Annotated in this window: 14 protein-coding genes; 10 read left to right on the plus strand and 4 right to left on the minus strand. The window is 60.7% G+C overall.

The annotated features are described in order from the left end of the window. Positions 1-19: 19 nt before the first annotated feature. Positions 20-1015, minus strand: coding sequence for a metalloregulator ArsR/SmtB family transcription factor (locus tag PspCFBP13528_RS02665; protein ID WP_137199589.1), 996 nt, complete (start codon positions 1013-1015; stop codon positions 20-22). A gap of 259 nt (positions 1016-1274) precedes the next feature. Between PspCFBP13528_RS02665 and tkt the strand changes: the two genes are divergently transcribed. From tkt to fba, 6 genes are all read left to right on the plus strand, one after another. Then, positions 1275-3272 carry a transketolase gene (gene tkt / locus PspCFBP13528_RS02670; RefSeq protein ID WP_137199590.1) on the plus strand — a complete coding sequence of 666 codons (1998 nt, stop codon included), beginning with the start codon at positions 1275-1277 and terminating at the stop codon, positions 3270-3272. A gap of 138 nt (positions 3273-3410) precedes the next feature. Continuing rightward, on the plus strand, positions 3411-4466 hold the full coding sequence (epd, locus tag PspCFBP13528_RS02675) for an erythrose-4-phosphate dehydrogenase (protein ID WP_065949463.1): 1056 nt from the start codon (positions 3411-3413) through the stop codon (positions 4464-4466). Between the two features lie 17 nt (positions 4467-4483). After that, on the plus strand, positions 4484-5647 hold the full coding sequence (locus PspCFBP13528_RS02680; protein WP_137199591.1) for a phosphoglycerate kinase: 1164 nt from the start codon (positions 4484-4486) through the stop codon (positions 5645-5647). 31 nt (positions 5648-5678) lie between these two features. After that, positions 5679-5906, plus strand: a complete 228-nt coding sequence (locus PspCFBP13528_RS02685; protein WP_065949465.1) for a hypothetical protein — start codon at positions 5679-5681, stop codon at positions 5904-5906. A gap of 60 nt (positions 5907-5966) precedes the next feature. Next, positions 5967-6299: an MliC family protein gene (locus tag PspCFBP13528_RS02690; RefSeq protein WP_065949466.1), complete on the plus strand. Its 333-nt coding sequence runs from the start codon at positions 5967-5969 to the stop codon at positions 6297-6299. A 270-nt stretch (positions 6300-6569) separates the two neighbouring features. Then, positions 6570-7634 carry a class II fructose-bisphosphate aldolase gene (gene fba / locus PspCFBP13528_RS02695; protein ID WP_003177554.1) on the plus strand — a complete coding sequence of 355 codons (1065 nt, stop codon included), beginning with the start codon at positions 6570-6572 and terminating at the stop codon, positions 7632-7634. Positions 7635-7694: 60 nt separating this feature from the next. On the opposite strand, the gene PspCFBP13528_RS02700 is transcribed toward fba, so the two are convergent. Together PspCFBP13528_RS02700 and PspCFBP13528_RS02710 are read right to left on the minus strand one after the other, a co-directional pair. Then, the gene (locus PspCFBP13528_RS02700; RefSeq protein ID WP_065949467.1) at positions 7695-7988 is read right to left on the minus strand and encodes a fructose-bisphosphate aldolase; all 294 of its coding nucleotides are present in this window, start codon (positions 7986-7988) and stop codon (positions 7695-7697) included. A 486-nt stretch (positions 7989-8474) separates the two neighbouring features. Next, positions 8475-9140 carry a polysaccharide lyase family 7 protein gene (locus PspCFBP13528_RS02710; RefSeq protein ID WP_065885408.1) on the minus strand — a complete coding sequence of 222 codons (666 nt, stop codon included), beginning with the start codon at positions 9138-9140 and terminating at the stop codon, positions 8475-8477. Positions 9141-9452: 312 nt separating this feature from the next. Here PspCFBP13528_RS02710 and PspCFBP13528_RS02715 point away from each other — a divergent pair, with 312 nt between their 5' ends. The 3 genes from PspCFBP13528_RS02715 to PspCFBP13528_RS02725 are packed head-to-tail and all read left to right on the plus strand — an operon-like array spanning position 9453 to position 12415. Beyond that, positions 9453-11558, plus strand: coding sequence for an EAL domain-containing protein (locus PspCFBP13528_RS02715; RefSeq protein ID WP_101219849.1), 2106 nt, complete (start codon positions 9453-9455; stop codon positions 11556-11558). A 42-nt stretch (positions 11559-11600) separates the two neighbouring features. After that, positions 11601-12116: a M48 family metallopeptidase gene (locus PspCFBP13528_RS02720; RefSeq protein ID WP_065949469.1), complete on the plus strand. Its 516-nt coding sequence runs from the start codon at positions 11601-11603 to the stop codon at positions 12114-12116. Between the two features lie 2 nt (positions 12117-12118). Next, a complete protein-coding gene (locus PspCFBP13528_RS02725) occupies positions 12119-12415 on the plus strand; it encodes a winged helix-turn-helix domain-containing protein (protein WP_065949470.1) in 297 nt (98 codons plus the stop codon). Positions 12416-12520: 105 nt separating this feature from the next. Here PspCFBP13528_RS02725 and PspCFBP13528_RS02730 read toward each other — a convergent pair whose 3' ends face one another. Next, on the minus strand, positions 12521-12973 hold the full coding sequence (locus PspCFBP13528_RS02730) for a GNAT family N-acetyltransferase (protein WP_137199593.1): 453 nt from the start codon (positions 12971-12973) through the stop codon (positions 12521-12523). A gap of 199 nt (positions 12974-13172) precedes the next feature. On the opposite strand from PspCFBP13528_RS02730, the gene PspCFBP13528_RS02735 reads away from it, so the two are divergent. Next, complete coding sequence (locus PspCFBP13528_RS02735; protein ID WP_101219852.1) at positions 13173-13910, plus strand: transporter substrate-binding domain-containing protein; 738 nt, start codon at positions 13173-13175, stop codon at positions 13908-13910. The last annotated feature ends 4 nt before the right edge of the window (positions 13911-13914 follow it).

Raw genomic sequence — 13914 nt, forward strand, 5'->3', positions numbered from 1 at the left:
CTCGATGTTTTCCTGATATTTACCGATGGTGAGTGTCGCCAGCCGGTCGCTGAAAATGGCGGACCTGAATCTGGAAACCATTACGTAAACCTACATAGAGGCTTTCCCCGGGAACGAGTCCCGCAGCGGTGGCCCAACGGGCCAGATCGTCCTGTTCAAAACCCAGCCAGAGATCACCGCAGGCCTCCTTGGCCCAATTCTGGTTGTGGCTGCATAAATCCGTCACCAGCAGGCTGCCGCCGGGGTGCAATAACCCTGCCATTTGCTTGAGCGCGTCGGCCGGGGCGGCGAAATGGTGCAAGACCATGTTCAGCACCACGCAATCGGCCTGCAGGTTGGTGTCACTCAGGGCGTCGGCCAGTTGCAGACTGACATTGGCCAACGCTTCGCGCTCACACAACTGGCGGGCCAGTTCGAGCATCGCCGGGCTGTTGTCCAGTGCCGTCACCTGCCCGAAGCGTCGTGCCAGATCCGGCAGAAAACCGCCGTCGCCAGGGCCCACTTCCAATGCCGTGGCCTTATCGCTGAAGCTCAGCTTGTCCAACAGCGCCAGCACGCTTTCGCGGTACTGGGGCAAACCGGCGATCAGGTCCTGCTGGGCGCGAAACTTGTCGGCGACCCGGGAGAAAAAGTCCTGGCTGGCGGCAGCGCGTTGCCCGTGCACCTGGCCGATCCGTGCTTGCACATCGTCGGGCAGGCCCAGGTTGTCGACTTCTTCGAGCAGCGCCGCGTGCAACTTGCCGCCGAGCAACTCGGTGTGGGGCAGGGCGCGGCGGTAAAAAATCGCATTGCCTTCGCGGCGGGTTGCCACCAGGTCGGCCTGGGCCAGTACCTTCAGATGATGGCTCATGCCGGACTGGCCGATAGCGAAGATCTGCGCCAGTTCCAGTACGCCGAACGAATCATTGGCCAGTGCGCGCAACACGTTCAAGCGCAACGGATCACCCGCAGCCTTGCAAAGGGCTGCCAGTTCATCGCCGTCGGCGGGAAGCAGGGAGGGCACGGGTAGGTTCATAAGGCCAGCAGTCTAGTGATGGGTGGTAATCGCCGCAAGGTCAATATCAAAAAGTTTTGATATTGATCGATAAGTGGCAGTTATAAGCACCCGCTATTGCCTTTAGACGAACCCACACCGGAATTCTGCAGGGGATCGGCGCGCAAACCGCAGGAAAAACCTGCTCAAGTGACTATCTGTCATTGCCCGCAGGCGGTGGCTGAGGGAAAATGCCGGTCCTTTTTTCCGTTTCTTTTCAGCAAACCCCAGGAGATCAGCGATGCCCAGCCGTCGTGAGCGTGCCAACGCCATTCGTGCCCTCAGCATGGATGCCGTGCAAAAAGCCAACAGCGGCCATCCCGGTGCCCCGATGGGCATGGCGGATATCGCCGAGGTACTTTGGCGTGACTACCTGAAACACAACCCGAGCAACCCATCGTTCGCCGACCGTGACCGCTTCGTGCTGTCCAACGGCCACGGCTCGATGCTGATTTATTCGCTGCTGCACCTGACCGGCTACGACGTCACCATCGATGACCTCAAGAGCTTCCGCCAGCTGCACAGCCGCACCCCCGGCCACCCTGAATTCGGCTACACCCCAGGCGTCGAGACCACCACCGGTCCCCTGGGCCAAGGCCTGGCCAACGCCGTGGGCTTCGCGCTGGCGGAAAAAGTCCTGGGCGCGCAGTTCAACCGTCCCGGCCACGACATCGTCGACCACCACACCTACGTGTTCCTGGGTGATGGCTGCATGATGGAAGGCATTTCCCACGAAGTCGCTTCCCTGGCCGGTACCCTGGGCCTGGGCAAGCTGATCGCGTTCTACGATGACAACGGCATCTCCATCGACGGCGAAGTCGAAGGCTGGTTCACCGATGACACCCCTAAGCGTTTCGAAGCCTACAACTGGCAGGTGATCCGCAACGTCGACGGCCACGATCCGGAAGAAATCAAGATCGCCATCGACACCGCCCGCAAGAGCGCTCAGCCGACCCTGATCTGCTGCAAGACCACCATCGGTTTCGGTTCGCCGAACAAGCAGGGCAAAGAAGACTGCCACGGCGCCCCGCTGGGTGACGCGGAAATCGCCCTGACCCGTGAAGCGCTGAAGTGGAACCACGGCCCGTTCGAAATCCCGGCCGACATCTATGCCGAGTGGGACGCCAAGGAAAAAGGCCTGGCCGCCGAAGCCGAGTGGGACCAGCGTTTTGCGGCCTACTCCGCCGAATTCCCGGCGCTGGCCAACGAACTGGTACGCCGCTTGGACGGTGACCTGCCTGCCGACTTCTCGGAAAAAGCCTCGGCCTACATCGCCGAAGTCGCGGCCAAGGGCGAGACCATCGCCAGCCGTAAAGCCAGCCAGAACACCCTGAACGCCTTTGGCCCGCTGCTGCCTGAGTTCCTCGGCGGTTCCGCCGACCTGGCCGGTTCCAACCTGACCCTGTGGAAAGGCTGCAAAGGTGTTTCGGCTGAAGACGCCAGCGGCAACTACATGTACTACGGCGTACGCGAGTTCGGCATGAGCGCCATCATGAACGGCGTGTCCCTGCACGGTGGCCTGGTGCCTTACGGCGCGACCTTCCTGATGTTCATGGAATACGCCCGCAACGCCGTACGCATGGCCGCGCTGATGAAGAAGCGCGTCATCCACGTGTACACCCACGACTCCATCGGCCTCGGCGAAGACGGTCCGACGCACCAGCCGGTCGAGCAACTGACCAGCCTGCGCACCACGCCGAACCTGGATTGCTGGCGCCCCGCCGACGCGGTGGAATCCGCCGTCGCCTGGAAGCACGCCATCGAGCGCAAGGATGGCCCTTCGGCGCTGATCTTCTCGCGTCAGAACCTGCAGCACCAGGTGCGTACCGACGCGCAGATCGCCGACATCAGCCGTGGCGGCTACGTGCTCAAGGACTGCATCGGCGAGCCGGAGCTGATCCTGATCTCCACCGGTTCCGAAGTGGGCCTGACCGTCCAGGCGTACGACAAGCTGACCGCGCAAGGCCGCAACGTGCGCGTTGTGTCCATGCCGTGCACCAGCGTGTTCGAAGCCCAGGACGCCGGCTACAAGCAATCGGTATTGCCGTTGCAGGTCAGCGCGCGTATCGCCATCGAAGCGGCTCACGCCGACTACTGGTACAAGTACGTGGGCCTGGAAGGTCGCGTGATCGGCATGACCACCTACGGTGAGTCGGCGCCGGCACCAGCGTTGTTCGAAGAGTTCGGTTTCACCCTGGAAAACATCCTGGGCCAGGCTGAAGAACTGCTGGAAGACTAAGTCAGTCTGCGTTGTCTGCCCTGGCGCCATCGCGGGCAAGCCCACTCCCACCTTTGGATTGCGGTCCAATGTGGGAGGGGGCTTGCCCGCGATGGCGTCAGAACATTCAACACCGAACTAACCTTGATCGAGAACCCCATGCCCCAACTGCGTCCCTACAAAGTTGCACTCAACGGCTACGGCCGCATTGGTCGTTGCGTCTTGCGTGCGCTGTTCGAGCGAGGGGCGGCGGCCGGGTTTGAAATTGTCGCGATCAACGATCTGGCCGACATGGCCAGCATCGAATACCTGACACGCTTTGACTCCACCCACGGCCGCTTCCCCGGCGAAGTGCGGGTCGATGGCGATTGTCTGCATATCAATGGCGACTGCGTAAAAGTCCTGCGCAGTGCCACCCCCGAGGGCATCGACTGGGCGGCGTTGGGCGTCGACCTGGTGTTGGAATGCTCCGGTGCCTACCACACCCGTGCCGATGGCCAGCGTTTTCTCGACGCCGGCGCACCGCGTGTGCTGTTTTCCCAGCCGATGGCCAGCGAGGCGGATGTGGACGCCACCATCGTCTACGGCATCAACCAGGATTGCCTGACCGGTGCTGAGCTGCTGGTGTCCAACGCCTCGTGCACCACCAACTGCAGCGTGCCGTTGTTGCGCCTGCTGGATCAGGCGATCGGCCTGGATTACGTGTCGATCACCACGATTCACTCGGCAATGAACGACCAGCCGGTAATCGACGCCTATCATCATGAAGACCTGCGCCGTACGCGTTCGGCATTCCAGTCGGTGATTCCGGTGTCCACCGGCCTGGCCCGCGGCATCGAGCGACTGTTGCCGGAACTTGCCGGACGAATCCAGGCCAAAGCCGTACGGGTGCCGACGGTGAATGTGTCTTGCCTGGATATCACCATGCAAACCGTCAGCGACACCGATGCGACGGAGGTCAACCGGATCCTGCGCGACGCCGCCAGCAGCGGCCCGCTCAAAGGCTTGCTGGCCTACACCGAATTGCCCCATGCCAGTTGCGATTTCAACCATGATCCGCATTCGGCGATTGTCGATGCCAGCCAGACCCGCGTTTCCGGCCCGAGGCTGGTGAACATACTGGCCTGGTTCGATAACGAATGGGGCTTTGCCAACCGAATGCTCGACGTTGCAGAACATTATCTGCAAGTGGCCTCCAAACAACCTCAACAGTAACTCAGGAACTGCGACCCATGACCGTGTTGAAGATGACCGACCTCGATCTGCAAGGTAAGCGCGTACTGATTCGCGAAGACCTCAACGTCCCAGTCAAGGACGGTGTTGTCACCAGCGATGCGCGAATCCTGGCCTCGCTGCCGACCATCAAGCTGGCCCTGGAAAAAGGCGCGGCCGTGATGGTCTGCTCCCACCTGGGCCGCCCGACCGAAGGTGAATTTTCCGCCGAAAACAGCCTCAAGCCGGTCGCCGAGTACCTGAGCAAGGCCCTGGGCCGTGACGTGCCGTTGGTCGCAGATTACCTGGGTGGCGTGGACGTGAAAGCTGGCGACATCGTGCTGTTCGAAAACGTGCGCTTCAACAAGGGCGAGAAAAAGAACAGCGACGAACTGGCCCAGCAGTACGCAGCCTTGTGCGACGTGTTCGTGATGGACGCTTTCGGCACCGCCCACCGCGCCGAAGGCTCGACCCACGGCGTGGCCAAGTTCGCCAAGGTCGCCGCGGCCGGCCCGCTGCTGGCCGCCGAGCTGGACGCGTTGGGCAAGGCCCTGGGCGCTCCGGCGCAACCGATGGCCGCCATCGTCGCGGGTTCCAAGGTCTCCACCAAGTTGGACGTGCTCAACAGCCTCAGCCAGATCTGCAACCAGTTGATCGTCGGCGGCGGCATTGCCAACACCTTCCTGGCTGCAGCGGGTCACCCGGTGGGCAAGTCGCTGTACGAGCCGGACCTGCTGGACACCGCCCGTGCCATCGCCGCCAAAGTCAGCGTGCCGCTGCCGGTGGACGTGGTGGTCGCCAAGGAATTCGCTGAAAGCGCTGAGGCGACCGTCAAGCTGATCGCTGACGTGGCCGACGACGACATGATCCTGGACATCGGCCCGCAAACCGCAGCCAACTTCGCTGAACTGTTGAAAGCATCCCAGACCATCCTGTGGAATGGCCCGGTCGGCGTATTCGAGTTCGATCAGTTTGGCAACGGTACCCAGGTGCTGGCCAAAGCCATCGCGCAAAGCTCCGCATTTTCCATCGCCGGCGGCGGCGATACCCTGGCGGCCATCGATAAATATGGCGTTGCTGAGCAGATCTCCTACATTTCTACCGGTGGCGGTGCGTTCCTCGAGTTCGTCGAGGGCAAGGTACTGCCGGCCGTGGAAGTGCTGGAAACCCGGGCCAAGGGTTAAGGCGCGCGTGATCAGGAAAAGGAGCGTTCCCATGGTCAAGTCGTTGGCACTGGTGATCGCAGCGGGCCTGTTGGCCGGCTGCGGCAGCACGCCAAGTGCGGCGCCGGAGGCGGATAAGGCCTCGGCACCGCTTAAAAAAAGCTGCTACCAGGCTGACTGGCAAGCCGAGACCATGCCGGTGATCAACAAGCGCATCGGCAACGAACGGCTGGAGAAATACGACTCCGCGCCCAACGGTCAGGAACAGGGTTGCCCTTAACGGGTCTGATCCACTAACCCACAGCCATGGTGGCCCCAGGTCGCCCTGCGAGGATTGGCAATGAAAGGCGTTTTCGCCCTGGTAACCCTGGCGCTGTTGGCCGGTTGCAGCAGCATGAGCATGTTCGACAAGGCAGAGCCTGCCGACACGTGGACCACCTGGACCTGCGACAGCAAGGCCGAGGTCAACTGGCGCTTTGCCAATGCGGCCCGTTCCGAAGTGGATGTACGCCTTGGCGGTTCGGATCAGGTCTACCGCCTCAAGCAGGACGTGGCGGCATCGGGCGTGCTGTACAGCGATGGCCAACTGGCCTTTCACACCAAGGGTGAGGAAGGCCTGGTGTACTGGGTGGCCACGGATGACCTGATTGGGCGCGGCTGCAAGGCCAACTGAGATCTGTCATGAGATGAGATCCAAATGTGGGAGGGGGCTTGCCCCCGATTGCGGTGTGTCAGTCAGCACTTGGGTGTCAGGCTGACCGCTATCGGGAGCAAGCCCCCTCCCACATTGATTCGGTTTCAACTTGGAATTTGAGTCGGCTACACCAGCAATAACGATTCAGCAGCACAAGGCTCAACCCCTTGATCTGCAATAACTTGAATAGCAGCCGCCGCTACGGCAGGCTTGCACGATTAACGACCCTCGACCGGGAGAGACAACACAATGGCACTTATCAGCATGCGTCAAATGCTGGACCACGCAGCCGAGTTCGGCTACGGCGTTCCAGCCTTTAACGTCAACAACCTTGAGCAGATGCGCGCCATCATGGAAGCCGCTGACAAGACCGACTCCCCCGTGATCGTCCAGGCTTCGGCCGGTGCCCGCAAATACGCTGGCGCGCCGTTCCTGCGCCACCTGATCCTTGCCGCCATCGAAGAATTCCCGCACATCCCGGTGTGCATGCACCAGGACCACGGCACCAGCCCTGACGTGTGCCAGCGCTCCATCCAACTGGGCTTCAGCTCGGTGATGATGGACGGCTCCCTGGGTGAAGACGGCAAGACCCCAACCGATTACGAGTACAACGTACGCGTGACCCAGCAAACCGTGGCCATGGCTCACGCCTGCGGCGTGTCGGTTGAAGGCGAACTGGGCTGCCTGGGCTCCCTGGAAACCGGCATGGCCGGTGAAGAAGACGGCATCGGCGCCGAAGGCGTGCTGGATCACAGCCAGATGCTGACCGACCCGGAAGAAGCGGCCGACTTCGTCAAGAAAACCCAGGTCGACGCCCTGGCCATCGCCATCGGCACCAGCCACGGCGCCTACAAGTTCACCAAGCCGCCTACCGGCGACGTGTTGGCGATTGATCGCATCAAGGAAATTCACAAACGCATCCCCAACACCCACCTGGTGATGCACGGCTCTTCCTCGGTACCGCAAGAGTGGCTGGCGATCATCAACCAGTACGGCGGCGACATCAAGGAAACCTACGGCGTACCGGTTGAAGAAATCGTCGAAGGCATCAAGTACGGCGTGCGCAAGGTCAACATCGACACCGACCTGCGCCTGGCCTCCACCGGTGCGATGCGTCGCCTGATGGCCACCAACCCGAGCGAATTTGACCCGCGTAAATTCTTCGGTGCCACCGTGACCGCCATGCGTGACGTATGTATTGCTCGCTACGAAGCGTTCGGTACTGCCGGTAATGCTTCGAAGATCAAACCGATCTCGTTGGAAGCGATGTACCAGCGGTATTTGAAAGGTGAGTTGAACGCCAAGGTCAACTGAGCCTCAGGCGTTTGAAAAGAAGCCCGCAGCGATGCGGGCTTTTTTTTGCCTTGGTTTTGATCAGGCGGCGTGGGGCGTATCGAAACCACGGTGTTCGATCACGCGGAACACATCACTGACATCCTGCACCAGAATGCGCGCGGTATTGGCCACATGGTTCAGGTCGCGCTCGGCGAAGTCCGGCAGGCTGGAGCAGGCCATGAGGTTGAGGTGTTCGAGGGCAGCGTTGAGGCGTTCGCGCAGGCAGGCGTGGAGGTCTAGCAGGGGGGCGTTGCTGTCGATCAAGAGAACGGGCGAATCGGTCGCGGACTCAGTGCAGGGATAAAAACGGCGGGGCGGAAGTTGGTTGTTCATGGCAAATCCTTAACTCGAAAGAAGAATAGCCACCGTTTGCTGCGAAACAAATTGGGTGGCAGCTGTACGCGGGTTCGCAGACCGAGGAGTTAAGACCCGGCAGACCCGAAGGTCTCCCACGCACAGCCGCCATAACAAAGACGACCTTCGGCTGGGAGCCTGGGCTGTTTTTGACGGGTGCGGAATTAACTCTGTAGGGCTGCGAAACCCTGTCACCGATCAATGCCAGCGACGGAGCGAACTATAAGCGGCCATCTGTCTGGCCGCAACGGTGCTGTAGGACGAACACCAGCCCCTAAGGCCAGGCAGGACAACTGTGGGAGGGGGCTTGCCCCCGATTGCGGTGTGTCAGCATGCACAGTCGGCGGCTGGCCCTCCGCTATCGGGGGCAAGCCCCCTCCCACAGGTGGACTGCAGTGGGTTCAAGGGCTGGGAACGGTCCCTGGGTTTATCGGACCTTGCCTACATAAGCTGGGCCGATCCGTTTTACTCGTGATCAATATCCAACTTGGCAAACGTCACCCGTGCGCCTTCCTTGCTATCCCCACTGTTGTCCTGCACATAGACCCCCGCCTTGAAGTACAGCGGTTTGTCGCCCCAGGCAGCGCCGATGCGATCATTCCACTCGCTGTCGGCCGCGTTCACGCTGAGCAACCCCGCCTTGTTGAGATTGATCACATAGGTAAAGCTCTTCTCCAGGGGTACGTTGGAGGCGACTGTGATAACCCTGCTTTCTGATTCATCCGGGCGCATGCGCACTTTGGCGACGATGTTGCCGGTCTGGGTTTTTTCCTTGAATTGGTACTCCAGCTTGATCAGTGGTTTCTGGCTGTCATAGGCATGGATCTGGCCGATCACGACCTTGCCGCTGGACGGCACCTGGTTGACGGTGAGCGTGGCGCGCAGGAAGTTGTCGGCCTCGGGGTAGGTCCAGTTGCGCAGGCGCCCGTCGGCGTAGGTTTCGCGCAGTTCGCTGCGCGGGTAGATGGCGTTTTCGGTGCGGGTGCCGGTAACGGGAGTCCAGAACTGCACATCGCTGCCTTCGGCCTGGAAGTACTGGTCATTGAAGCCGCTGAGCAGCTTCGGGGTTTCGATGGTCGTGGGCGGGGAGCCGACCGGAATGCTCAGGTTCCAGGTGGAAAGGTCGATCATGGTGTTGGCCTTTTGACGAGGGGTGAACGCTTTAGCCCGAGGGCTGCACAGGTTCTTTATAGGTGGTGTTAACCAAGTTGTTAAACACTGGCTGGCAATTTATTGGCGTCAGAGGAATGCCAAAAAGCCATGTTGCCCACGGTACGCGGGCTGCAGGGCCTTACCGTTAGTCGGCTTCCCGGGCTTTGGTGCGATGATGGCATCGACGTGACTTCTGCTTTTTTATAACCGGGGCTAGAGTGAGGCCTCATTATTTGTCCGGTTTTAAGTACCCGAAGTGACCGGTGCAGTTCCTTAAGGAAGAGACGTAGCATGGATTGCGCTCCAAACCTCGGCGACGGTCATTCAGTTCTCCTGGTGGTCGATGACTACCCGGAAAATCTTCTCAGCATCTGTGCCGTGTTGCAGCGCGAAGACTGGCAGGTGATTACCGCAACTTCCGGTTTGCAAGCCCTGGAATTGCTGCTGGTGCATGACGTCGATCTGGTGTTGCTGGACGTGCGGATGCCCGGTATGGATGGCTTCGAGGTGGCGCGCCTGATGCGCGGCAGCCAGCGCACGAGCATGACGCCGATCATCTTTCTGTCGGCCGATGCGCAGTCTCACGACGCGGTGCTCCAGGGCTATGCCAGCGGTGCGATCGACTACCTGTTCAAGCCCTTCGACCCGCATGTGCTCAAGCCCAAAGTGCAGGCGCTGCTGGAACATCAGCGTAATCGCCGTGCCCTGCAGCGCTTGAGCCATGACCTGGAGGTCGCCCGCGCCTTCAATGCCTCGGTATTGGACAACGCCGCCGAAGGGATTCTGGTGGTGGGCGAGGGCAGTGTGATCCAGTACGCCAACCCGGCTATCTCCAGGCTGCTCAATGCCACGATGGCCGAGTTGCAGGGCGAGAGTTTCCTGAGTTTCCTGCAAAAGCCCCATGTGCCGGCCTGGTTGGGGTTCCCGATGTACGAGGCCTATTGCAAAGGCCAAACGTGGCGCTTGCACGACGCCATTTTGCGCACCAGTCGCGGGCAACAGGTGCCGGTGGCGTTGTCCTGCGCACCCTTGCCCGCAGAGCAGAAGGCAATGGTCGTGACGGTGCTGGACATGTCCGAGGTGCGCCACCTGCACCAGCAGTTGGAGTTCCAGGCGGTGACTGACCCGTTGACCGGGCTGCTCAATCGTCGAGGCTTCTACCAGACGGTGGAGAACATGTTGTCGCGCAGCGAGCGCAATGAGCAGTCGCTGGTGTTGCTGTACCTGGACTTGGATGGCTTCAAGCGAGTCAACGACACCCTGGGCCACGACGCCGGTGATCGCGTGCTGCGCTGGGTTTCCGAGCAGATGCAGGCGTGCTTGCGCTCCTACGACATTCTTGGGCGCATGGGCGGGGATGAGTTCACGGCATTGCTGGAGCTGGAATTCCCGGAGCAGGCGGCGAAAATTGCGGAAAAACTGATCGAAAGGGTGTCTGTGTGCCAGCAGGTCGACGGTCTGGAAGTGATGCTCGGCGTCAGCATCGGTATCGCGACCTTCCCGGACTGCGGCTCGGACCTGAGCGGCCTGTTGCGCGCGGCGGACATCGCCATGTACGAAGCCAAGCGCGCTGGCCGTCAGCAATATCGCTATTACGACCAGGAAATGAACGGTCGAGCCCGCTCACGGCTGATGCTTGAAGACAGTGTGCGCACCGCGATTCAAAACAAGGATTTCGTCCTGGTGTACCAGCCTCAGGTGTCGCTGGTGGATGGGCGCTTGCGGGGTGTCGAGGCACTGCTGCGCTGGCAGCACCCGAGCGTCGGTGACGTGCCGCCGGGTTTGTTCCTGCCCTTGCTGGAAGAGGCGCGGCTGATCAGCCAGTTGAGCAGCTGGATTTACCAGCAGGTCGCCGCCCAGTGCCAGGTCTGGCAAGCGTCTTTCGATGATGAGCTGGTGTTGAGCGTGAGCCTGAGCAGCAGCCAGTTCAATACGCCTAACCTGGTCAGCCAACTGCGGCAGGTTCTCGAACGTCACGGTTTGCACGGGCGGCAACTGGAGGTGGAAATCAGTGAGGACTGCCTGATGAGTAACCTTGAGGAATCGACCAAGCAACTCAAATTGTTGCGTGAGCTTGGGGTGCGTATCGCCCTGGATGACTTTGGCGCGGGTCGCTGTTCCCTGGCCCATCTGCGCGACCTGGCGTTCGACACCCTCAAGCTTGACCCGCAATTGGTGGCCCGTTTGCCAGGCTCTGCGCGGGACGCTGCAATGGCGCGCAGCATCATCGAGCTGTGCGGGCATTTTGAGGTGCTGGTGATCGCCGAAGGCGTGGAAACCCTTGAGCAGGCGCAGTGGCTCAAGGCCAATGGTTGTTCATTCATCCAGGGCACCTGGGCGGCGGCGCCGCTGATGGCCGAGGACGTTGTCGGTTGGTCGCACCCTCACGCGCTGTGAATTCGCTACACTGGCGGCCGTCCGAATCACATTGCAGCCCCCATGACCGCGTTGAAATACCTTCAGGCCTATCCCGCCTTCCTTCAGGAACACGTGCGCCAATTGATCGCCAAGGACCAGTTGGGCGCCTACCTGGAGCAGCGGTACCCCGAGCGCCATGGCGTGCAGAGCGACAAGGCCCTGTACAGCTACGCCCTGGCCTTGAAGCAGGAACATCTGCGCAATGCACCGTCGATCGACAAGGTGCTGTTCGATAACCGCCTGGACCTGACCCACCGCGCCCTGGGTTTGCACACCACGATTTCCCGGGTGCAGGGCGGCAATCTGAAGTCCAAGAAAGAGATCCGCATCGCCTCGCTGTTCAAGGAGGCGGCCCCCGAGTTTCTGCGCATGATCGTGGTGCATGAACTGGCGCACTTCAAGGAATCGGACCACAACAAGGCGTTCTATAAACTCTGTGAACACATGATGCCGGGCTACCATCAGGTGGAATTCGACCTGCGGGTGTACCTCACCTGGCGCGATTTGCAGGGCAAGCCCCAAGCACAAGGCGATTGACCATGGATGTGAGCAAGACCAAGAGCAGCTTTTACCGTCGCCTGTATGTGGCGTACCTGATCGACAGCGGGCTGGCCAGCAGCGTCCCGGCGCTGACTGAAGCGACCGGTATGCCCCGGCGCACGGCGCAGGACACGATTGCGGCGTTGGCTGACCTGGATATTGTGTGTGAGTTCGAGCAGGAAGAGGGTGCGCGCAATCACGCCGGGGGTTATCGGATTCGTGAGTGGGGGGCGATTGATCGGGGGTGGATCGAGGCCAATCTTGCGGCGATCAAGCAGGTGTTGGGTTATCCCTGAGGCAGGGGCTGGCTGGACTGGCGCCATCGGGGGCAAGCCCCTCCCACATTTTGACGGTGTTCACCAATCAACAGTGTGGGAGGGGGCTTGCCCCCGATGAGGCCCTCAAGCCCGCCGCATACCAATATGTGGAATATCGTCCTCCAGATATTCCTCACCCTCCACCACAAACCCATACCGCCCGTAATACCCCTGCAAATGCGCCTGGGCCGACAAAAATACCGGCGTGTCCGGCCAAATTTTTTCAACCTGCCCAAGTGCCTCGATCATCATCAAATGCCCCAGCCCGGTGCCGCGCGCCGACGGCGCAACGATCACCCGGCCAATCACCACATCGCCGCCCTGTGACTCCGGGTCCAGCAGCCGCAGATAGGCCACCAGCTCATCCTCTTTCCAGGCCATCAGGTGGTGGGTATCGCCGGACAGGTCCTGCCCGTCGATGTCCTGGTAAACACACTGTTGCTCAACCACGAACACCTCGCTGCGCAGGCGCAGGATGGCGTACAGCTGTTCCTTGCCCAGATCGTCGTGATGCTTGCAGACCCAATCAACCGTCATGATGTGCGCTCTTGTCGAAGGCTTGGCAGGGATAGTAAGTGCGATGGGCGCGGCTGTCCAAAAGCGGCCATTTTGTGAATGGCGTCAATTTGCCATCATCCAGTGCATGCATGCCTGACTTCTTTGTGTAATAAGCAATGCAGGCTCATTGATGAGCTACTGTTATCAGGCCATCGCCTGCCCGCCAAGGATTTTAAGCATGCCGCGATTGTCTCGTGCCGTTGCTTTGATTGCAGTGTTGTTGCTGGCTCAACCGGTATTGGCGCAGCGTTTGCGCCTGGTGGCGGACGGTTGGCCGCCGTTTACCGATGTCACGCTGGTCAACGGTGGGCTGGCTACGGATATTGTCAGCACCGCGCTGGCTCGGGCCGGGTACGCGAGTGATTTTGAGCAGGTGCCTTGGGCGCGCGCGCTGAAGGGGATAGGCGATGGGCGCTACGATGTGCTGATCAACGCCTGGTACAACGATGACCGCACGCAGTTGGGTGAGTTTTCCGCGCAATATCTGGTCAACCGTGTGCGCTTTATCAAGCGCCGCGACGACCCTGTCGATTATCAGGACCTGCAACAGTTGCATGGCGAAAGCATCGCCGTGGTGCGTGGTTACGCCTATTCGGCGGCGTTCGACCAGGATGCGCAGTTACAGAAAGTGCCGGTGCATAACTTTGCCATGGCCGTGCGGATGCTGGCGGCAAAACGTGTGCGCCTGACCCTGGAGGATGAGTTCGTGGCGCGTTACTACCTGGCACGCGAGTCGCCGAGGGTGCGCAGCGCCGTGGAATTCGTGGGCGAGCCGCTGAGCGAGAACAGCCTGCATATCCTGGTCAGCCTGAAGAACCCCGAGCATGCGCAGATCGTGGCCGGCTTTGATCGGGAGATCGCCAGGATGAAGGCGGATGGTAGTTATGCGAAGTTGATGAGGGCCCATGGGATGTAGCGCC

This window comes from Pseudomonas sp. CFBP13528 (genome assembly GCF_005233615.1).
Lineage (GTDB): Bacteria > Pseudomonadota > Gammaproteobacteria > Pseudomonadales > Pseudomonadaceae > Aquipseudomonas > Aquipseudomonas fluorescens_AM.

Coding starts and splice junctions, on each gene's coding strand:
- PspCFBP13528_RS02665 (WP_137199589.1), bottom strand. CDS start 1,015: ATGAACCTACCCGTGCCCTCCCTGCTTCCCGCCGACGGCGATGAACTG.
- tkt (WP_137199590.1), top strand. CDS start 1,275: ATGCCCAGCCGTCGTGAGCGTGCCAACGCCATTCGTGCCCTCAGCATG.
- epd (WP_065949463.1), top strand. CDS start 3,411: ATGCCCCAACTGCGTCCCTACAAAGTTGCACTCAACGGCTACGGCCGC.
- PspCFBP13528_RS02680 (WP_137199591.1), top strand. CDS start 4,484: ATGACCGTGTTGAAGATGACCGACCTCGATCTGCAAGGTAAGCGCGTA.
- PspCFBP13528_RS02685 (WP_065949465.1), top strand. CDS start 5,679: ATGGTCAAGTCGTTGGCACTGGTGATCGCAGCGGGCCTGTTGGCCGGC.
- PspCFBP13528_RS02690 (WP_065949466.1), top strand. CDS start 5,967: ATGAAAGGCGTTTTCGCCCTGGTAACCCTGGCGCTGTTGGCCGGTTGC.
- fba (WP_003177554.1), top strand. CDS start 6,570: ATGGCACTTATCAGCATGCGTCAAATGCTGGACCACGCAGCCGAGTTC.
- PspCFBP13528_RS02700 (WP_065949467.1), bottom strand. CDS start 7,988: ATGAACAACCAACTTCCGCCCCGCCGTTTTTATCCCTGCACTGAGTCC.
- PspCFBP13528_RS02710 (WP_065885408.1), bottom strand. CDS start 9,140: ATGATCGACCTTTCCACCTGGAACCTGAGCATTCCGGTCGGCTCCCCG.
- PspCFBP13528_RS02715 (WP_101219849.1), top strand. CDS start 9,453: ATGGATTGCGCTCCAAACCTCGGCGACGGTCATTCAGTTCTCCTGGTG.
- PspCFBP13528_RS02720 (WP_065949469.1), top strand. CDS start 11,601: ATGACCGCGTTGAAATACCTTCAGGCCTATCCCGCCTTCCTTCAGGAA.
- PspCFBP13528_RS02725 (WP_065949470.1), top strand. CDS start 12,119: ATGGATGTGAGCAAGACCAAGAGCAGCTTTTACCGTCGCCTGTATGTG.
- PspCFBP13528_RS02730 (WP_137199593.1), bottom strand. CDS start 12,973: ATGACGGTTGATTGGGTCTGCAAGCATCACGACGATCTGGGCAAGGAA.
- PspCFBP13528_RS02735 (WP_101219852.1), top strand. CDS start 13,173: ATGCCGCGATTGTCTCGTGCCGTTGCTTTGATTGCAGTGTTGTTGCTG.